Origin of the sequence: Marinobacter orientalis (assembly GCF_004792665.1) — a bacterium.
Lineage (GTDB): Bacteria > Pseudomonadota > Gammaproteobacteria > Pseudomonadales > Oleiphilaceae > Marinobacter > Marinobacter orientalis.
On the sequence record NZ_SRZX01000007.1, the window covers coordinates 31,620 to 54,951 of the forward strand.

Annotated in this window: 3 protein-coding genes; all 3 read right to left on the reverse strand. The window is 52.0% G+C overall.

What is annotated here, in order from left to right; genetic code table 11:
• Positions 1–9: 9 nt before the first annotated feature.
• From DIT72_RS15930 to DIT72_RS15940, 3 genes are read right to left on the reverse strand one after another with little or no spacing between them, the layout of a single operon-like run.
• Positions 10–1,833, reverse strand: coding sequence for an HlyD family efflux transporter periplasmic adaptor subunit (locus DIT72_RS15930; protein WP_135956236.1), 1,824 nt, complete (start codon positions 1,831–1,833; stop codon positions 10–12).
• 17 nt (positions 1,834–1,850) lie between these two features.
• On the reverse strand, positions 1,851–2,153 hold the full coding sequence (locus tag DIT72_RS15935; protein WP_135956237.1) for a DUF3467 domain-containing protein: 303 nt from the start codon (positions 2,151–2,153) through the stop codon (positions 1,851–1,853).
• A gap of 60 nt (positions 2,154–2,213) precedes the next feature.
• On the reverse strand, positions 2,214–22,769 hold the full coding sequence (locus DIT72_RS15940; RefSeq protein WP_135956238.1) for an LEPR-XLL domain-containing protein: 20,556 nt from the start codon (positions 22,767–22,769) through the stop codon (positions 2,214–2,216).
• Between the last annotated feature and the right edge of the window lie 563 nt (positions 22,770–23,332).

The following is a 23,332-nucleotide window of genomic DNA, read 5'->3' on the forward strand; positions in this document are numbered from 1 at the left end:
GGCGTTGCGCTACCCCGCTAGTGACCAAAACGTGAGTCGCACCCAGTGGCTAAAGCTTCGCGTCCAGATCCACAGCAGCGGTTCATCACCGGCATCAATTTTACCAAGTCCGCTCATCCCCGGACGCAACACACCGCCGGGGTCGAGTATCTTGGCCTCCACTTCGAAAACGGTCTTGCCTTCCTCTGCGATCGCAACTGGCGTGACTTTGTTTAAGGAAAACTCAAAAGGCATATCGGGGAGAGACGCACTCAGAAATGTACCTGACTGGCCGACGTCAACATCCATAATCTGTGTCTCGTCCACAAGCAAGGTGAGCCTGTAGGCATCCAGAGGCGCCACCTCAAACAGAGTGTCCCCGCGGCGGATACTACTGCCAATGGACTGACTCAAATCACCCGAGACAACCAGCCCATTAAAAGGCGCGATTAGCCTGGTTCGCGTCAACTGTTTATCTAACAACTCTAGCTGAATATCGGCTTGTTCAATGCGGGCTTCAATCACATTCGCATCAGCGCGGTTACGACTACTCAGGGCCCGGTCATACTCGAACTGATATTCTTGCTTTTGTGATACCCGGCGCAGGCGCTCAAGCGCCAAATCCCGATCATCAAGCGTGGCCATGACCTGACCTTCTTCAACATAGTCACCCGCTCTGAAATGACTCGCCAGTATAAAACCATCGAAAGGCGCGACAACTGCACGCTGAATCTCCCCTTCAACAACACCATCGGCGGCCACATAATAAGTGCCTTTTACCAGAGTCAATAAGGCGATGAGCAAGATCGAAGCGGCGGCAAACAGTTTGCGGCCTGTATACCCTTTACCGGCCATTTTTTCATATTGCAGCATTAAAGAGTCTTTGCACTTTAACAGTATGTGCCGGTCATTCATGCGCTTTTCGATCAGCAGAGATCCCACAAATGCTGCAACGCCATTGATTAACTCAATGTCCTGATCACCCAGGTTTTTACCTCTCCCACATTCGCAAAATAAAGCGCCAACAGCTTCACTTTTCACCATTAACGGAATGGTTAACAGGTCGCCGGTCTTGTAAGCTTCGCGATATGACGCATGCGCTTGCGTCATCATTGGTATGTCTTTATCCGGGCCAGGATGCAGAATAATGGTGCGCTGCTCTATCGCTTCCTCCATCAGCTCTTCGATGCTACGCACCAGATTCATCTGCTTACCAAAACTGGCGCTATGAGAAATCGTCGAGATTGCAATCGTCTGTTTCTGAAAAAACCCTAAACAGACACGCTCCAGTGAAAACTGGTTCACCAAACGGTGCACCAGTTGATACTCTGCGGTTTTACTATCTTTCGAATCAATAACATCGCCAATGATATCGAGCGCTAAGCGCGTATATTCCGTCTTTCCAAGCTCGTTGCTAAGGGCATCTTTACGAATAATATCCCGTAGCCAGGCGCTTCCCCATTGCAGCTGACGCATCCCTGCACGCACGAGCGACATGTCAGAGGAATCAATTGCAAGCGCTGCGACACCAAGAAGTTCTTGATCAAGTTTTATCGGATAAGCGATCAGCGTTTGCTGACCCATCTTTCGGACTGAGCCTTGTTGCTGCTTGATGGTTAATTCAGCAAGCTCAGACAGATGCCTGGATGGGAGTTGGGCTTCCGGCCACTGAGCGACCGGTGCATAGGTTTGATCTTCATCCTGAAACAGTAATAACCCGGAGACGACCAAATCCAGTGATTGGCAGATAACGGCCAACCATGGTTCAAAAGCGTCACTGGATGATGACGCCTCAATTAACAGGGGCCAATAATGATCACTATAGGTCCCGACCGCTGACTGCGCTGCCACCATACGTAGCCCAGAGTTTGTTAGTCAGAAACAGCCCCATGGCGAGACTCATGCTCTTCGAGCAATTTACCTAATGAGTGGTGCAAACGTTTCGCAACTAGCGGTGTCAATATCAGACGGCTGGAAAGATCCACAACCACTTCCCTGGACTGACCAAGATTCCATGTTTGGTTGGTGCCAAAAAACAAATCTACCTGGTCTTTCGTACTTTGTATGTTTACGACATTCGCGAACTGAGTCGCCATATCTTTATCGTTCCAGATGACTTTCGTTTGGTTAGTCTCTGCTGCTACGGCGCTATCGTTTTTTATTTCGTTCGACATACTGCCTTCCTTTTTCGTTTTGTTTTAAATCATAGACTGCGCATGGCGGCACTCGCATCCTTAAACCACATTCCAGTCTTCACCCATATGGCTCATACGTGCAACAGAAACCACTGCTGAAGGAGCGTGTTTTCGATCCTTGACGTTTTCTAACTGGCCCGTCGCGTCGTCCATCAACCATAGCTCGTCGTTCGAGGAGGTGCTGCCTGCCATCGGCGTCGCCGCAGAGGCCGTTACCAGGATGATCGATTCATTGTAGTTATATTCAAGCCCTACTGAGGAAGCGATAAAGCGGCTGTCAAACGAATCATCCTCCGTCGGCTTGAGCGAAACCACACCTTCTCCCGAAAGTGAGCCATCATCATAGTCTGCGCCGCCCTTGTTGCCCGGATCACCGGGTACCGCCTCCTCGGTATCGTTTTCAGGCGGGTTGCCTGGCGGTTGCGGGTCGAGGCCATTACCTACGCCGTTGTTGGCCCTGCCAAGGATACGGACCAGTTCAAAGGTTGTTTCAGCCATGACGCTATCGCCATCACCATCGACAACTTTTACGCCGAACGAGACGTCTAAAACAGTGGCGTAATCAATGTATGTTTTCTTCTGGCCTACGAAGGTCCACGTGCCATCGCTATTGACGGTGAGATCACCGGCATAATCCAGGCTGTCGCCCTCGCCATACATCACTGCAATCGTTTCACCAACTGCATACTCTGCCCCGTTGACCCAAACCGACACAGTGCCATCGTCATCGGCCCCCATGTCCATTTGCCAGGTTCCAGAGTGAACTTGTGCGCCTCGATAATTGCCAATGTCATTGTTGTTGGACAGCCCAACTTCGGGGTTGTCATCGATGACGCTCACCGAAACGCTTTGGACCACGGCGAAGCCCCAACCATCGATTAACACCAAATCAATGTTACTGATGGTCAGGCTATCCACATTAATGACATCTTCATGCGACATCGCATCAAGCAGGGTTGCTGTCAGTGTGACACTGCCTTCAGACTCTGCGGGTATAACCGTGTCATAATCCAGGGAAAGGGCAATAACATCCGCGGTACCGTCATTACCAATCAGACGACCATCGCTGGCAACGCGCCAGTTCAAGCTCGCCTCGTTATCCAAACCGCTAATCTCAATACCAGAAGTATCGGCGCTAAAGGTAATCGTGGATAATTCAAAGGTACCCGTCGCCACCGCAAGATCAATCGACTGGGCATCAACAATAGCGTCTTCCCGCACCACAACTTCGCCCGGGCTGATGGTGACAAAGACAACCGCCGGTACTTCAATCGCTAAATCCAGTCTCGTTGTCGCAATATCCTGGTCGCCATCCGTCACTGAAATTTGTGTTGCAAAATCGTAAAGCGCAGCAGAACCATCAGCTGTCCATAAGTCGGGCAAAGCCTGCAATGACCAGCTGCCCGCGGAACTGACGGTCAACAGGCCAACAACGCGGTTGTCCCGATAAATTTCAATGGCCTGGTCGAAGTCTTGTGCCGCGCCATCAACGAGGAGCTTAAGCTGCGACAGGCCATCAGCTCCGGCATCAACATTCCATACGCCTTGAATGAACTCGCCTTGCACTACCACGCTTTCAAGGGCTGACGAAGTGATCGCCGGCAGGCTATCACTGACACCAAGCGTAAGCGTTTGCTGTAATTCAAAGCCTGCTTCATCTATGGCAATTAACTGAACGCCGCTGATTGTCAGCTGGTCAACATTCACATTGTCTTCATGCGCTAATGCGCCCATCAGCGTCGCTGTCACTGTAATTTGCGCTGTTTCGCCCGCGACAATAAGCGGTGCGTTAATTTCAAGCCTGATTACATCGGTCATCCCGTCGTTACCAACAAGTGCACCATTCTGCAGTGACCAATTCATCGCGGCGGCATCATCCAGACCATCAAAGGTGATTGCCGCAAAGTCGTCACCAAACACAAATTGAGTCAAATCAAGTGTACCGGCCGTAAAGCTGGGCATGTCTGTATCGACGTCAACAGTGAGCGTATCGGTAACATTTAGTGTCGCATCTTCGCCGGTCGCCGGGACATAAGCAGGTACGTCAACTGTCACTCTGGCGTTGGAAACTGCCTGGTCCCCATCGCTGTCGATCAGGGTTATACCGAACTCAATGTCATAGCTGACATCTCCGCCCAGGTGCCATAGCTTGTCAGCAATGTTCAATGACCACGTTCCGTCAGCGCTGATGGTCATGGTTCCCAGTAGACGGCCCTCGCGTTCAATCGTCACCGCTTCATCCAAACCATAACTATTGCCGTCGATCGCCACACCATAAGCACCGACTCCATCGGCGCCGGCATCAGGCACCCACGTGCCGCTTAAGAAATCGTTCGTAGAGCCGCTTGCATTGCTACCTTGTATGCTTAAGGCGGGGAACGCGTCTGCAACGTTGACCGTCACGCTGTTGCGCGCCTGCAGGCCAAATTCGTCTGTCGCGACCAGTTCAATACCGGTAATCGCCAGAGTATCGACATTCACATCATCTTCATGAGCAAGTGCGCCCATCAGGGTTGCTGTTAAAGTGACCGTACCGCTATTTAATCCCGCAATCCTGTCGGCGGTTATTTCCAGGCTGATCACATCTTCTGAGCCGTTATTACCAACCAACAACCCATTGACGACGGACCAGCCTATCGATGCAGCGTCGTCAAGACCGTTGATCTCAATAGCACTGAGATCAGAACCAAAAGTCACTGAAACAATATCGCCTATTCCCGCGGTGTAAGTTAAATCTACACTGCTGACGTCACTGGTGAGTGTGTCAGAAACGTTGAGAACAGCGTCTTCGCCTTGCACGGGAATATCTGGAATCTTCGAACCGGTCAGCCAGACGCTCACATTATCGGAATCGCTGTCCTGGTCACCATCTGTCAGCGTGAGACCAAACTGCACATCAAAGTTACGGTTAACGTAGAAATCATTGAGTGCATTGCCTGCGGCGACAACCCAGGTACCGTCAGACTTCACGGTGAGGGTACCGATCTGCTGCCCTTCTCTGACGATCGCGATCGCATCGTCAAGGTTATAGCGATTGCCCTCAAAACTGACGGAATAGGCTCCCAAACCATCGGCACCCGCCTCTGCAGCCCAAGTGCCACTCAATACCTCGTTGGCTGTACCGCTCACAGCGCCACCCACCAGATCGACATCTGGATAAGCGTCGGCCACAACAACACGAATGCTGCTCATGGTTTGATTGGCCTGGGAATCCGTGGCCACCAGGTTAATGCCTGTAATCACCAGGGTGTCCACGTTCACAATGCTTTCGTGTGCGAACGCGCCCATCAGCGTTGCGCTAACGGTCACGCTACCTGATGTATTGGCAGCGATTGGCGCTGAAGCGATCGTCAACTTCAGAATATCGGCGTTGCCGTCATTGGCAATCAGTTCGCCGTTTAGCAAGGACCAGGTAATGCTGGCCTGACTATCCAGTCCAAACAGTTTGATCGCACCGGTATCGGTATCAAACGTGAATGACGCTAAGTCATTACTTCCAGCCGTATACGGTACATCGATACTTGCCACGTCCGTAGTGGCTGTATCGGTGACCACCAGAATTGCACTATCGTCCAGCAGGACATCCCCACCACCGGGTAAGTCTTTAAGCGTAATGTCATTCAGTTCGCCAGGCATTAATACCGCAGGTTGAATGGCCGCTTTTGCGTTTGCAGCACCTAACGGCAGGTTCGCCGGGTCACTTACAACAACCTTATCTTCAAAGCTGCCCGTGGTTGCATCGAAGCCATCAAGAATAATTGCCGGCTTGTCGCTGGAAGGACTGACCTCAACCGTCGAAATACCGATCGTCCGGGTGGAGGTACCGAACTGATCGAGCGCTGCAACCTGGGCGTTCTGATCACGCTTGCTGCCAAAGAACTGGCCAAACACATAGGTGTCCGGCCCTTCTCCCCCAGCCAACAGCAACTCAGTATCGGTAAAGCTATCGACGGCAAAGTAATCTTCACCCGACCGTCCAGACACCCAGAGTTGATCTACATTGGTGCTCACATTTATACGCTGCACACTCTCCGGTCCGCCGCTGGTTGTCGCCTCTTCCAGGGTGCCATTAATCACTGAGACCATATTGAAGCCACCGGGATAGCTCGCCACACCCAGGGTTTCTCGCATCAGGAAAATATCGTCACTGTCGTCCGCACCATGTATCGCAACACTATCGAGCGCATCGCTGTCGATATTAATGACATACTCGTTGCTGACATCACCCGATCCGTGGGTATAAATATCGACATCATCTACGCCCTCACCGCCGACCAGGTTGAGAACATCGCGGCCGATGATGCTGCCATCTACCTGACTGCCAACAGGATCCTGCATTGCGTTAAGCCGGGTCACGATCAACAGGTCATCACTGCCATACCCGAAAGCAGTCACTTCACCGGCCAAGGTTGCACCATTAAAGTGAATTGAGTCCTGATCACTGCCACCATGAATAAAGGCACCGTCACCGCTGGCAATATAACCCTCAAATAACATATTACTGCCGGAGGCATCTTCAATAGCGGCCACCGTGCCCGTCAGGGTAATGGTGTAGAAGAGAACAATTTCTTCTCCGGTTTCTTTATCGGTAATGGTACGCGCACGAATGCTTTCAGTAGCCTCAGGGTATTCGCTCTTGAATTGTTGATATTCCTCGGTCGCTCTTATTACTGCCAGCGTTTTGCCCTGGATACTGGTTGAAAAACTGGCAACTCCAAAGTCAGCATCGCCGTTGATAGTCAAGAGAGTGCCAGCTTCAATTTTGCTGTTTTTTGCCGCGTGAATGTCATCATCTACGACAATATCGATAGAACCGGCAGCCTCGATGTTCCCATTTTCCAGGAGTTTAAATGACAGCGACTTATCACCGCTGTCAGTCACCGGGCTCAGGGCGGATAAAATGATATTGCCTTGATCGGAGATAGCGCTACTGACAACCATATCGTCGTTGATATTTATTAAGGCAATATCACTGTCAGCTTGCGCGTGAATAGTTCCGTTAACTTCCAGCTGGTAATCTGCTGTTCCCAGGCTGCCATTATTAGCCGTCAGGTTTATTGAGTTAGCGGATATATCCGTGTCAGCAGTGCCGCTGGTGTTACCGCGGATAAATGACTCGTCGTAGCTGGCATCGAGAATACTGCCATTCAGGGTCGTCAGGGTGACATCACCCAAGACGCTGGTGACAGTGTTCAACCTTAAATCGCCCTGGTTTTTGGTGATATAAATATCGCTGAAGGCGATAGCGGATAGTTGGATTCGTTCATCAACCTCCAGGGCATTTCCGGCTTCGCCCAGACTACCAATGGAAATGATCTGGATGCGGTCTGCGATAAGATCTGTTTCGCTGTCACTTCTGGCATCGACGATGCTTCCGTCAAAATTAAAAAGAAAGATATCGGCTTCGGTGGACTCTATAAGCTCGATACGCATATCGCCACTGGCTTCACTCGCAAAAATACTTCCGTCAGTCTTGATGGATATACCGCCATCACCAATAATGTCCGTCGAAATATTCAAGCTGACATCAACGCCATCCTCAGCCAGACCCTCAACCATAATATTATCGGCAGTAATATCTGCTAAGCCCAAGGTACTGGCAACATAGCCACCAAGCCCACCACCAGACACCGAAACCGGCACGGCCTTCGTTACCGCTCCATTCAGGTAATGCTCGCTATAAGAACCTGATTCACCGGAAATTGGGGCACCTGAATCATCAAACGCATGTACAACGATCGAGCCACCGCTGATAATTTGCTCAGCAACAATTTGCGCTGATCGCAAGTTGACCGAGACATCGCCCGCAACATTAATCTCAGGCACTACGGTCGTATAAGCGCCACTAACCGAGCCACCGACAACAAAAGACTGAAGATCAAGAGAAACATCATCTGCAGCATCAATGGTGAAAACATTGCCTCGCCCATCATCAAACAGCTTGATGCCCAGATTAACCAGTGACCCTTGCTCAGCCGAAAGGCTAAGGTCTTGGGAGCGGATAACCGGCTTACCAAATAAAGAAAAAGCTAGAATGCTGGAGTCAAGGGATGTTATCGCCGTTCTGCCTTTACGGTTTTCGATGTTTCCAGTAATAACTACGGCGCCTTTGCTCAATATCTCGATATCACTGCCTTCGGCTTCAAATGCGATATTGAATGTCAGCTCGCGGGAGTTATCTGCGGTAATACTCACATCAGAGTCAAACTCACCTTTGTTAATGACATTCCCACTGGAGATATCAATGCCCTGAGTGATCATGGTGAACTCTGAGTTGTTAATCAGGGTCAGATCACTGCTTGAGGTATTGTAAAAGAAGGTACCGTCTGCGCCGGTAACACGATCGGTGCCATCACCTCGCGCCGTTATCCAGATATCACCTAACTGGGCTGGTTTACCGCTAATAGCCTCGATGAAAAAAGCGCCTGTAATCTGGTCACCAACATCATAGCCTTCGACACTCACTCCATTCATCGAAACGATGTTCCCGGACTCGTCGACCTCCAGACCAAAATTCGTGTCTCGTGCATCAATATGAACATCGGCATTCATATCGACCAATGTTGAGTGATTGGGAGAATCATTAGTATAGACAGGCCCTATCCATGCGCCTCTCCACCCGTTATCGCCAATGATATTCCCGAAATCTTCAGCGCGTACCTCAAGCAAGTCTCCGCCATAGATTGTCACACCCTCGCCTGCTTTGACGTTACTGGTGGTCGTTAATGACGTCTCACTCCACCCGGCACCGCCACCAAGCGCAATAATGTACATCTCGAGATTGGTATCGAAGGTATTGCCGTAGTTGAGCGCTTGAATCCTCACGCCATCACGACCAGTGATGACCACCGAGCCTCCTAACAGCACTTCACTCGTAAGGTTCGCGGAAATCTGCGCACGCGCGTTGCCGCCGGCAAAAAGTCCCCCAAGCGTCATATAAGCCGTTGAGTCCAGATCAATATGTTTATTCGACGCATCAATCAGCAGTTCGTAGGCGTTAATTTGCGCATTCCCTTGCACAGTGACGCGTGTGTTTGCGGTAAAAGACGTATTACGCAGATTGGCGTCGTTCACAGAACTACCAGCGACCAAGCCTCCACTTGAGGCCCAGCCTTCGTTACTTGCGAGACCACCTGTAATGGCTTCAATTGACATGCCCGGCAACGGATTATTATCAAAATCAGTGACCCTCCGGCCGTCGGCAGAAAGTGACGCATTTCCTTCAATCACAATATCATTATAAATCGTCACTGTAGTTTGGGCCTGGGCACTGGTTCCGCTTATCGCTGCGCCCCCCCTTGAATGCGACAAGGTAGTAACGTTTGGTGCAGTCTCGGATTTAGCCACCATCGTGTAGCCGGCATCGAGAATTGCGTCGCCGCTAATGGTAATCGCTTGATGCTCTGTATAGGTGGCCTCGGAGAATGTTGAGGTCACACCGCCAAGAACCCCAATCGAAACGAGCTGATTATCAATTTTCCCAAACGTCTTATTGTTAGAGTCGACCCGTATGCTGCCATCAGCAATCAACGCCCCTTCGATATCGGTATCCAGCGTCACATCTAAATTCAGGAATCCGTCACTGGTGCCGACGTTTGCTGCTCCACCCGCGGTATTTCTGACCGTGACCGAAGAAACACTGTCGCCAACGTCATTCAATACCTCATTCAGGTCGACACCGCCCGGCCCCATCAAATCGATATCAAAAGATGCAAGCCCCGAAACATCAATTGCCAACTCAAGGTCGCCCCAGGCCCGATTGAGGTCATTGCCATCAATCGCAAACTCAACGCCATAACTCACCTCGTTGCTTCCGGTAACAGTGAGAGGTTCACCATTCGGGGTAGTCGACAAGTTCAGGTAGGGGTCGCCTGGGTCTGCATCGACTATGTAATATCCCTGGCCATGCCGGAGGGCGTCGTGACCTACGATACTTTTCGCTTGGGTTGCGCCATCGGGAAGCAAGCGTATTGAGGTAAACTCGTCTAGCGGATCAAGAACGCCCTCGAAGGTTTCCCTCGCGTCAATCGCATCAAACACCTCACCTGTACTGTTATTCGTCAGGGTCAAGAGGTTTTCATCGACCACATTGACGGTATAGACACCCTGATACCTGAAAACAGTCAGCCAAACGGTTTCGCCACCCTGATAACCATGATCCTCAACAAAAATGGCCTGCGAGGTATCTGACTGGCCATAGCGTTTCTCACCACTTGGGTCCAAGGCAGCCTCAACACCCAGGTCACCGACCCGGATATTTTCCAGCAAACCGGGCTCATAATAGGTGATAAAATCACCTGCCTGAAACTGACCGCTACTGAAAAACGCAAGCAGTTGAGTGTTAAAACCGTTGTTTTGATAGTAAAAACTGTTTTCGCTCAGGAAAGTACGATCAACGGCCTCAACATCGGTATCAAGCAGCTTAACGCGGAAGTCATCCAGTTTTATAACCCGGTACTCACCCGACAAACCGTCATCAACCAATGGTGTGATCGATTGCTGACCTATTTGGTACTCAAGTACGCCAGAGGCATTGAGGCTGGGCACAACACCGTCAATCGGAACGAGATCAACTTCATTACCATTCAACGCATCTGCCAGCGATGCGGCCAGCTGAACCGTGTTTTCGTCGTTAACAATAACGAAAAACGTGCCTTCGCCGAGCCCTTGGACCGGCACACCACCCGGGTTAAGGCCAACCTCATCGCCGGTATTAAAGCCGTGCTCGACTATCGTCAGGCTATTGGCCGGCGTCCCGTCAGCAGAAGGTTGATCTCCATAATGTACGTCAGCTAACTCGAAGTGCGACTGAGGGATATACGAACCTGTTTCCAGGGTAGCAAGGGTAAAATCTATAACGATACCGTTGTTCGCGTCATCAAGTGTTCTGGCTATCTGGAGGTAGTCGCCATCAACAACGGCATAGTAAGTCGCCCATCGACCGGATTGATTAATGCCCTGTAGCGTGATCGTGTCTCCGACAAAACCGGAGCCATTCATTGTCAGCGCATCGCCGGTGACGAAACTGTGTCCCTCGTACAAAAAGCTGTTGGCAGGCACGCCATCGTCCGATAGCTCATTACCAACATTCGCCACCATCTTGAAGAGCTCAACCTGCTCACCACCCTCAAGCAGTATTTTTGGTCCGCTTGTGGGCTGCAATTCAAGTGCGTCACCAGCCAATGCGGCGTCCAGGGTAAGCGCAAGCTGAACCGTGTCTTTGCTCGTCACGATGACATAGTGATCGGCACGATTATCAGGGTTCGCAGCGTCGCTGTAATACTTATAACCACCAATCTGTGCAGCCTGCAAATTGATGACATCACCCGATGTCATGCCATGATCTGCTATGTAGAGGCTGTTCTCACCAAATAGAATCGTGTCTTCGTTCAGTGCCACCTCAACCGGGCTTGTGGTCAGGCTGCCGGCCTCGCCCCAGCGCACAAGATCAATAGCCTCTCCGTTCAAGGCATCCTGTTGAGTGCTTGCAACCTGAATGTGATTGGGAAGATAGGTGCTATTGGTGATTACATAATAGGTCTGACCTTCTATCAGCCCCGGTAGGGGCAAAGATCCGCCGTTATAGATAAACGCGTCACCTGTTTGCAGACCATGCTCTGGCAGGTAGAAACTGTTTGAAATAATACCTTCGCTATTATTGCCGAAGGCATAGCGGGTCTTTATATCGTTGCTGTAAACCACGGATGACCCATCAAAATACAGGGCGTCGGGCTCACTCACCGAGACGATATCCCCGGTTTCCAGATTATGTTCCGTCTCGAATCGGATCAGGTTCTTGTCTTTGTCCAGATCGGTGCCGTTAAACGTTGCGCCCAAACGGATTGATTCCCGATCAACTCGAATGACGGGTAAATCCCGGTTAAAGTACTGCCCTTCCGAACCGCCCTGATCTTTGAGTTGAACAACATCTCCTGTACGCAGGTTTAGAATTTCATAGACAAGTTCAACCGCATTGGTATCAACGACTGTGCCATCTGCGGTCTCGAAATCACCATTAACATCGCCATATACGCGAACAAAAGCACCCGTCGGGTTGCCATCCTCATCGAGTTCGGGCACTCGTTCCTGTGTGACCGGGTCAATCTGATAGCCGATCAGTTCAAAGGTATTCGCATCACGGCGATTGATCTTGAATTCGCCGTCGTTGACTAAACTGTCATTGCTGATTTCAGCCGAGGCAGGTGCTTCAGCCTGACCCGACTGGGTGTATATCTCTACCTGGCCACCTGCAAGCAGCAAAGCGTCTGCGCTTATCGTTGTGGTCGTCGTGGGCGTGACCTCAACATCCCCTTTAGAAAAGCCACCGGAAACCACACCGCCACTGACACTTTCTACAAAGGCGTCACCCTCAATATCACTTTCGGTTTGAACGGCAATATCCTGCAACGCTTCTATCAAAACACCCTTGCCTATCGTTGCCTCGACATCAGCGGTAACCCTGGTTGTTCCGCTGGTACCGCTGATCGACATGCCACCAAAGGCCACAGCCAGGGTTTGCGCATTCGCTAATTTATCGCCCTTGACGGCAACAGAAACATCGGTTGCCGCAAGCCGGCTCGTCCGATTTGCGTTACGGACCTCTGCCCGCGTTGTTGAATCGGATATAACGGCGTTCGAGAACATCAACCCGGCCGCGAAGAGGCCTCCAGAGCCGCCTTTGGTAACAACATCTAATTGACTGGAACTTTCTGCCAGCACATCGATAGTATTGGCCGCGATAATATCAACGTCAGTACCGATATAAGCGATGGTGTCTCGCTTGTCCGTGCCGCTTGAATAACCAACAGAGGCAGCGACTGCGCCTCCGCTGCCTCCCGTCGCCATAGCGTTATTATCGCCAGAACCTATGTTTAGATCGCCTATTTCAAGCGAACCGGCTGCATGTACCCTGATATTTTCGACTGCCGATGGATTGCTGTAATCGCCCAAGGATGCTTCGTCTAAAATGCCTGCTGTCGTGGCGCCGTCTGCATTCACTATGGTCACCGCGCCGCCTGCCGCGCCAAAGGCTGCTAGCGATATCTGGATGGTTTCAGCAAACAAACCAATTTCGCTGGTCGCCGTGACACTGACATCTCTCGCCGAAACGATCGTGCCACCGAGTTCAGCAATAACGTCACTGGTATCGGTTAAGGAGACCACCGTTGCGGACAGAGCAACGCCGATGGCACCAGCACCGGCAAAGCCTGTGAATTCGGCGTCTTGAATTAAAATGCCATTGACAGAAATGTCGCCACCCGACGAAATCAGGCTTCCGCTGTTGATGCGGGCGGTCACATCATTATCCAGAGTGGCTACGCCAACACCGCCTGAGGCCGCAACACCACCAACTGCTGCGCCACCGACAACCGCCTTGAAGTCGGCGTTCTGTCTGGCCGTAACCGTAATATCGCCGTTTCCAGTCGTTACACTGGAATTCGAGCCAATAATGGCGCTGGTGCCGGCGGGAATATCATCCGTCAGCGTAATGCTGCCAACCTTATTTCCAGCATAGGTCTCTGATGCGGAGGCTGTTATGTCGGTAGTCTGCTGATTCGTCTGGTCCAGGTTTTCATCGCCTGTTGCAGCCTGTGGCGAGGTAAGCTCACCCACCAGGCCTGCAATACCATCATCAATCATTACCTTGGATTCAGTGGTGACAGTATCCCCATCAGCGCTGTCAGACTGGTCCTGACCGTCGCCATCCGAGTATTCATAACTGGTATCGCTCTTGTCTCCACCGATATCGAACACACCAACCGCCGCGGCCAACGCACCGGCGCCGCCCGCGCCTCCAAAAATAACCCCCTTGACATCCTGATCTGACAACGCAAGAACGGCAACGTTATCATTCGCATTGATCGTTCCATTCAGATAGGCCGATGTATCGTTACTGACGGTCAAAACGCCAACACCAACGCCGGCACCGACCAGACCAATCCCCATCCCCCCCGAAACAACATCAACACTGATATCGTTGTGGGCAACGATGGTTACGTTTTGCTTATCGCCTGGTCCGGTGCCGGCCTGGTATCCTTTCTGATTAATAGCAGCACCACTGCCCACCCCCGCAACCGTATCCGAATCAACTTCAATCACGGCAGCCGACCCGCCGACGGCGACTACCCCGCCAGCAGCGCCAAATGCTACCTGATCCAGATCTTCACTCGACGTCGCATAAACCGACAAGCCCTGCACGCCATCAGTGCTGTTACCCTGAGCTCGAGCGTCAACCTGAGTGTTCTGCCCAATGCTGGCAGTTGTGGTTTTCTCCACCACCATAATGCCAACACCCGGGCTCACCGCAGCAAAGCCCCCCGCTACGCCACCATCAAGCATATCGATGTTGGTATTGTCCGTAGCATGAACCAACACATTGTTATCGGCATTCAACATACCGCCCGCGGCCAGTTCAGCGGTGGTGGTCGCTTGTAAGGAGATAACCGTAACGGCGGGTGAGACAGCTACATAACCACCAGCAATCGATAATACCAGCGACTGAAGGTCTTCTTCCGCCTCTGCAATAATGGAAATGTCATCCCTGGCATAAATATCAGCATCGCCGACCATGGCGCGCGTATCTGTCGTTATGGCTTTAACATCCGCCACCACGCTTACACCCGCACCGCCGGAGACCGCAACGGCAGCCAGGACACCCATATGATCAAGCGCGCTGCCTGCTGCAATATTAACCGACTGATTGGCTCCGGCATCGTTGCCGGTGTCATGATTAATGCTGACACCATCTCCAACAGTGGCATGGGTCGTAATATTCGCCACATCGACATCAGCAACCACTGCCACGCTGGCGTTGCCGGCCAATGCGATACCTCCGGTAATCGACTGCAAGTCATCGAGGCTGGTCGCCGTGATCGATACACCGGTCACGTTGGCTGTATCCGCCTGATAGTCGGTCGCGTCAAACATGCCATCTTTTGATTGATCGGTGCCTGGCATGGACAGATTCAGGCTACCGTCGATGGCGTCCGTGGGTGTGGCAACTGAACCGCTGCTCGTATTGATAAAGCTCGAACCCTGACCACTCTGTTCCGCACTTACACCGCCTGTGTGGGTATTAATTGCGTCGAGTTTGGCTTTGGCATTGATGTTGGCACCGTCAAGTACAGTCGCCGTTACCGACTTGTCCACTATCGGAATATCAAAAGAACCAACAATCGCAGCGGTGCCTGCACCCGCCAGTGAAGCTGCGATCATGTCAATTTCGGTATCCTGCAGGGCATCGACCACCACAGAGCCGTCGGCAGTTACCTCGGCATTAGCGCCAATCGTTGCATGAGTATCCAGCCCCAAGACGTAGACGCCACCATTCAGACCAACCGCCGCCGTGCCGGCCCCTGCAATACCGACCGCAATCGAAACGATCTGTTCTTTAGCGAATGCTTCAATCCGTATGTTACCCAATGCATCCGCCGACACGCCTTGTGCATTCAGGTTGGTGATGGTGCTGTCACCCAGGCTCACCCTTGTCGTTTTGTTGACACTGGCAATATCGATACTGGCACCTATCGCGGCGGTGCCGCCACCGGCAATATTACCCGCTACGTTATAGAGCTCGGTGTTATCCTCCGCCCTGATCTGCAGATCCAGGCCAGACTCGAGGGCGGCACCATCTTGCACCCTGGCGACAGTTGTTTCGGTGATGACAGTTACTGGCACTGCTCCGGCGATACCGGCAGTACCACCTCCACTGCCCTGAATCGCAACACCCACAATTTTCTCTTTGGAATCAGCGATCACACTTACGCCACGGTGCGTGCCTGAACCATTCGGAGACTGACGCACAAACCCGTTACCTATGGCCAGGCCGGTCAAGGCCGCGCTAGCGCCGATATCTGCCAGAACATCATCGTTGCGCACCAGGAGCAGAGCACTGGCACCTGCGCCGGCTTTTCCGCCGACGGCGATACCGCCAGCCGCATTAGCAATCAATGCTTCACTTTCTGCCGAAACGAGAACGGTGTCTCCAGCTGAAACGGTCGCGTTATTGCCTACCAGGGCTCGGACGGTGTCATTTTGCACCACGACGCCGAGCGAAACACCTCCGGCAAAATCAGCCAGTGCAGCCGCAACGGCTACATCCACCATGATGTGGTCGAAGTGATGCGCAGCCGTGACCGCAACATCTTCGTCAGCATCAACCCGGCTATGATTCCCCAGCAAGGCCTTAACAGTATCGTTATAGACAGGTACCGAGACAGCACCGGATCCAGCCGAACCTCTGGATACGCCCGCATTAAAAATCACATAGACATGAGTCGCATCAAGACTTGCATCGACCAGTACTGAGCCGTCCGCGTTGAGTCGGCTGTAGTGCCCGACTTCAGCCGTCACATCACGTTTATGAACCGAGACGTCAACGGAGGCGCCCAAGGCCAGTTTTCCAAAACTGGCGGAGACTCCACCCACCGCATTAATGCCGGTAAAGTCGTAAGCCGCATAGACAACGATATTGCCGCTATTACCTGCCGTAACCGTTGTGTAGCTGCCTGCAGTGCCATTGTTGCTGCCAATACCGGCGTGGATTGAAGTGTCATTTGTGTCGACTAATACCGAGCCTTGAACAGCAAACCTGGTACCTGCTACTGCAACACCCGCCACGATATTAATAATGTCGTCGTCAGCAACAGCCCTGACTGCTACCCCGTCAATGCTGGCATCGCCCACCGTTTGCGCGCTGCCCTGACTATCCGCCGTTATCGTCGCGCCATTGCCAATGAACGCTTTCACCAACCGATCGTAAATATTGGTGCTAGCCAAAGAAATGCCTACACCGCTGTCTTCACCGACGGCGAGCCCGCCGGTCACTGTGACCATCGATACCTGGCTTTGAGCGATTAAGGCTAAGTTATTCAGTGCAGAGACAGTTGCGCCACCATCTATCCGGGCTTGCGTTTCGCCCGTCTGCAAATGAAGTGTGAGTTGTCCTGCACCACCTGTCCCATCGCCGGCCAAACCGGCACTCGCAACAATGGAAACGACTTGATGCTGGTGCAACGCGTGGACGATTACGCTACCACCTGCGGTAACTTGCGATCGGTCTATCGCCGCTATGACGTCGCCACTGGCATGTGAAACACCAATGGCGGCACCAACCCCCGTATCGCCACCCAGCGTTAAGCCGATTGCACCCGCGACATTGACGAGCAAGACATTCGAGTTGGCGTTGATGAGAGCGCTGTTAGTCAGATCAACATCACTATCAGCGATTCTGGCGTCAACATTGCTGTCGGTCACCACAATGTTGGCCGAAACACCAACGGCGGTGTCTGCTCGGGCAGCGCCCGCTCCACCGGCCGAGATGACGACTATGAGGTCATCGTGATCCGCTTTGACATCAAGGTCGCCGGCGATTATCGTCGCACCGTTTACCAGCGCGTCAATGTCACGGTTGAACACCACGACGCCAACGGCGCCGGCAATCGCCAGATCACTACCGTCAGCCGTAAGATCGAGCAGACCACCCCCTTCAACCATGATGCTGTCACGGTCAAAGTCGGCATCAACTCTGGTTTTCCCTTCCGCTATGACAGCAGCGCCTGCACCGATTCCTGCCCCGACTGTGGCCGTGCTAATGGCGACATTAGCCGCACCCGCGGCACCTACTTGCGTGCCCTGATCTTGTGAGGTGACAGCGCCAGCACGATCAGAGGCTGTCGCATTGCTGTCTGTTACCTGGGTGAGCGTATCGCCCCACTCATAATCCCATGCGGGACTGGAGCTATCTGATGACGTTGAGGCCGGGTCTTTTTGCAGTGCTCCAGCCAGCGAAACCGTGATGACTGCTTCTTCTGCTTTGGCGGTTACATTGATATCACCACCAGCTTGTATAGTGGTCTCAGCAGGGGTGACAACATTGCCATCCAGGTCGGTAATTCTGGCCAGCGTCGACGACTCTGAGACTTCGACGGATAATGCAGCACCAACTGCAACACCGCTCTCTGTTTCAGTACCGGCGATACCAGCATTGACTTGCAGATAATCGCTGGTCGCGTTGAGTGTAATATCGGTAGCGGCATAAATTACAGCGGACTCGTCGACCAGTGTCTCCGTGTTCGTGTTAATAACATCGACGGAAACGCTGCCCGATATGCCAACTTCACCCCCATCACTGCCCATCTCATTAATATTGATGTGCATCTGGCGGGTCTGCGCATCTACGTTCACGGCGTCCAGATTGGAAACAAGCGTAGCGCCTGCTGCAACACTATTTCGGGCAACCGTTTCCAGCACTCGGATACCAACACTCGCACCAATACCGCCTTTAGTACCGGATACGATCGCCCCACCGTCGTCTCCGCCGGCTGCCCGCTCTCTCCATGAGTATAAAATATCCCGGATACTGGCTAGCCCGGTCATGTTGATGGTATCCATCTCTGCCGAACTCACTACATTGACTATTTCGTTGGCGATAGCTTTCACATCTTCGCCGACATTGACTTGACCGCTGTTGTGGATTTCCAGGATATTTACATTACCCGAAATCGCATAGTCGCCCGCTTGTGTTTCGTTGGAAACCGTCCTGGTTTTATCGCGGCCCGTAGACGTGAAGACAGGCGTGGTGCCATCTTTTTTGAAAACCTGCTCTTCGCGTGTATCTGTTGAGTTGTAGGTGCCACCGGCTGCGCTGTTTACATAGGTGGATAACAAGCCTCCTTCCGCACCGCCCAGTCCCAAACGATACGTTGACGCGAAGTTATACATGAACTCAGCCGTTTCGACCGCGGCAGCGGCGATACTTTCATTAAACTTAACCTGGGCTTCAGCCAGCAGTTCGGCTTTTTCTTCTTCTGTGTAATCACCGTCATTTGCGGCAGCTTTGTCTATTTCAAACTGATCTGCCGCAGCCTGATAATTGCCATAAAAGGTTTCATCAAGGCTGATATTGCTTGGTATTTCGGCGTGAGAAGCAATATCCATTGAGCCACCGGCCAAAAGATCGGCACCCGCCACAATGGTAGTGGTCGCACTGTTGTCGTAACGCGCAAAACTGACCCCACCGGCAACCGCCAATTCGCCACCGGACTCCGCTGTACCCGAGGCGCCGGCAAAGATTTTATCCACCGCTGCGGTATGGATATTCAGATTGCCGCCGGCAACAATTCCGCCTTTACCGTCAATGTCTTCGCTACTGGACAGAATGACTTCTGCATTGTTGTCACTGACCAGGACTGAGATAGCCGCGGCTAGCTCAAACTGCCCCGGGTTTTCATTGCTGATATCACCAAAGGCGGTCGCATCGCGAAGATCATTCTGAATATCTGCGATGGTATTGGAAAAACCATCAACACCGCGAGGACCACCGCCCGCAGGAACATCCCTCACCCACGTTGATGAGGAAACAGAATTGGTGCCGGTGTAATCGCGCTCAAAGGTGCCGTCGGCCTGTTCGACCTCGTCGTAGGTTACGGTTGATTCCGCGCTGATATTGATATCGCCATCAGCGCTACTGCCCGCAGAAAGCTCGCCGGCAACCGTCGTCACGCTATCGGTGTTGGTAATGCTGACAGCAATGGCTGCGCCGATACCCATGTTGGCATCGGGCTGAAAGATGGTCGATGCGGCTTCAACGCTATAGCTGTATTGATTGGCGGAAGCCACATCAATATTGCTGGCCGTAATTGCCGAGCCTTCGGCAATGGTGACGGAGGAGTCGGTATCAGCCATGCCCAAAGACACAGCAATGGCAGGTCCTGGCACACGAATGTAGCCGACAGGCCCCAGATAGGCACCCGCAACCGTTGGCGCAATAAACGCCGAGAATCCAGTCGGATCAAGCTCGTCCGATGTCGCTCCGTCCAGGGCGCCGCTGACAACGTTTTGCGCCGGATTCTGAATTGTGCCGGTAGTAACGCTCATGGAGGACTCCATGACGTTGCTGGTGCTGGCATCAACAGTGACGGCACCATCCGCTGAAATCGTGGCGCCGCTCTGAATCTCAACCGCAGAAGACACCACCGAATTCACGACACTGACACCCAGCATAATGCTCGGGGTTGCCGCTTCGACGGCCGCATCTACTTCTGAAGTAATCGACACATCACCTGCGGCGGTAATCGCAGATCCCTGGCCCAGGATTACCTCGCCCGTCAGATCACTGACCCAAACCTTGACACCGAAAGACGTGAATGCTGAAAAGATATCACTCAACACCGGTGTCGTTTCCAGGAAGTTCAGGATCTCGTCACCTGCAGCGGCGTTATTGCTGTAGGCATCCTGCAGTTCTTGCTGGGTAAAGCTTAATGGACCATTGCTTCCATCCAGTACTTGTCCGTCCGGACCCATTAATACGAGGGGCACTTCTTCAAGCGCGAGGTCTGCCTTGAGTTTCTGGATGACAAGGTCTGGCGCGTCGGCCGCACTTAAATCGATGCTTTCCGCCAGCAGCCGTTGACCACTCGTTAATACCAGGCTGCGATCGTATACTTCTGCGATCGTATAGGTACCGTTATTGAACTCACTGCCTTCGACAATAAATTCATCGCCTACGGCAAACCCTTCATCAATATAACTGCCTAATGTTTGCCCTTTAACTATCGCGTTGTTAACCAGGCCGTCGGTGACTTTATCGCCGGACGCCAGGGTCAATGTCGTGTCAGTGATCGCAGCGATTGTGAAGTTACCATTTTGCACCCCGGCATTGCGCACCGTGATCGCCTGACCAACTTTGAAACCGTCGCTTAACCAGGAACCTGAACTTCGGGTGATGGTATCTGACGCACTATCACTATGGGTCAGGTTCAAAGTTCCGGTCATACCGGCTTCTGCGTTTGCAACCGGGACGCTGCGGGCGATCAGGTAGTTGCCGTCGTCATCGACGGCAAAACTGATCTGCTCACTGCCGTTATGACGGACAAAACTATAGCCGCTGACAGTCATTGTGGAGTTAACCGACGCAAGCTCTGTTGCGGTCATCATAGTAGCGCCGTTGACCAGTGCTACGGTGACCACTTCAGCACTGACATCCAGTATCTGATAGACCTGATTGTCTGCATTGATGGCGTTTTCGATGCCGATGTCCTGCCCAACGGCGAAACCATCAGCCAACCAGCTACCACCCGTGCGGGTGATTGATCCGGTACCGTCATTGTTGTCAACGAAGTCCAACTGACTCCAGGTACCGGCATTGGCAACTTTGGCGTCGTCCAGCACTATCTGGATCAGGGCTGCCGTGTCGATGCCCAGGTGCATCTGCTGCTCACCATTGGTAACTGTGGCCATGGTGACACTGTTGGCGTTAATGTTGGCGTTATCACCAACATTCAGTATGCCTCGCACAATAGGGGCATTAATGAATTCTTGCAGGCTTGAAGGATTCAATACGGGGCTGGCATTGACTGTAATGGATAAGTCACCGGTGATGTCGATATTGACACTATCATCAAGCGTCACGGAACTGCCGTCGTAATCTAACGAGGCTGACCCTTCCCAACCGAGATCAGTACCATCGGCTTTGTGCAGTCCTGAAACTGTATTGACCGTAAAGCTTCCATCAATACCCGTCACATCACCGAGCGTCAGGTCGACGGTTTGGTCAATAAAGATGTCACCCTGAAAACGATCTTCTGAGCTTAAGGTTGAGGTAAAGCTGTCAGCACCGCTTCCCAGTCCGAGCACAATGGTTTGAACGTTGTTTGAAAAAATATGTGTTTCAAAGGCACCCTTGGCACTGCTCAGTTTGAAGGTGCCATCCGCGGCGCCTTGCTCGAGTATGACCGCATCATCAGAGTCACCTGTATTGAGCACCAGCGACGTAACGGAGCTATCGGCGCCCAGGGTGATCGGTTCTAATCCAGTATAAGTAATCAACTTGCCGTCTAAATCGATAACGCCGGACGAAGCATCGAAAACAGTCGACGTGACGGTGCTGAAATTTCCCTTCAATTCCAAGACGTCAAAGCCGCCGTCACCACCGTCTACGTGACCAGCCAAACTACCCGACTCATGCAAAATGAACGTATCTTCATTGTCACTGCTACCGGTAAGCAGCTCTAAACCGTCAAAATTAAGCGATGCGGGGCCACTGGCTACACCTGAACCTTCACCCGTAATATCCCAGACGGTTGCACTCAGGGTACGCAATTGCAGTTCATCGCTACCTCCACCCCCGTCAACATTAATTTCCGGGATAACCTGATCACCAAAGGACAGGGCATCGACGAGAACACGGTCATCGCCGTCGCCCAGATTTAGCGTTACTGCAGATAACGTGTCGACATCGGCGCTTCCCAGCAACGCGTTATTGTTTGATAAATCGATAATTTGCAAACGATTGGTCGGCAAGTGGTTTTCGTTGCTCGCCGCATTCACTTCCGAGACCATTCGAACCAAAACGTCATGGTCGCGGGAATCATTAAGATTCAGAAGTATATCAACGCCAGGCAAATCTGCGTTTAACAGCAACCTTGGCTCTAAGGCTTCAAACAACAGCTCTTTTTTTGGCGTCGTAAAAGGTGAAATGGGCTTATCAAAAGCTGCGGACCAGAGCTGGGAGCGTCTTGTCCTGCTAAGCGTCTTATCTAGCGAACCGTTTCGGACAGAGCCACTTTTAGTGTTGTTACGGTTGGGCGCTTTCATATGCAAACTCTCTTAAATCCGTTTCTGGAGCCAGGAGCGCATTAAAATTACAAAATGAAAAAAGATTGCACCTTGCGGAAAAGTAATGCAACAAAAATATACAATTTTGCGCAAAAATCGGTGGGGGTACTTCATGACGCTCAGCACTAGCTGACCTGCCTCAGTATTTAATCAACTGCTCCTTAGCAATGTCCGTTGTTTTTGAACGCGTTTCGTAAGCATCCGGTGTTCCCATCTTGAGCCAGGCGCTACCGCCGTCAGGATAGTGTCCACTTATTTTCTAGTGGACTTAACATGAACGACTTATATGTAAAACATTCTGACGTTTATCAAATCTGTCGGTTGAGCGGGACATCGGTGTTCTTTATGCTGCCGTTAAAGTCGTTTATGGAAAGGAGCTAAAGCTGCGGGCCTGAGCGACTGGCACAGATGTCCGTAGCTGAGTCGATTCAATGCACGGGCCTCAATATGTATGCAAAGATGACCTATACACGCTGACCTATAGTTAGGTATGTTTACCTACAAGGTGAAGGTCAGGGATTGTACAGAAGTCGTCACCTGCG

What these genes read in the sequence shown, in the direction of transcription:
- DIT72_RS15930 (WP_135956236.1), bottom strand. Translation starts at nt 1,833, where the DNA reads ATGGTGGCAGCGCAGTCAGCGGTCGGGACCTATAGTGATCATTATTGG.
- DIT72_RS15935 (WP_135956237.1), bottom strand. Translation starts at nt 2,153, where the DNA reads ATGTCGAACGAAATAAAAAACGATAGCGCCGTAGCAGCAGAGACTAAC.
- DIT72_RS15940 (WP_135956238.1), bottom strand. Translation starts at nt 22,769, where the DNA reads ATGAAAGCGCCCAACCGTAACAACACTAAAAGTGGCTCTGTCCGAAAC.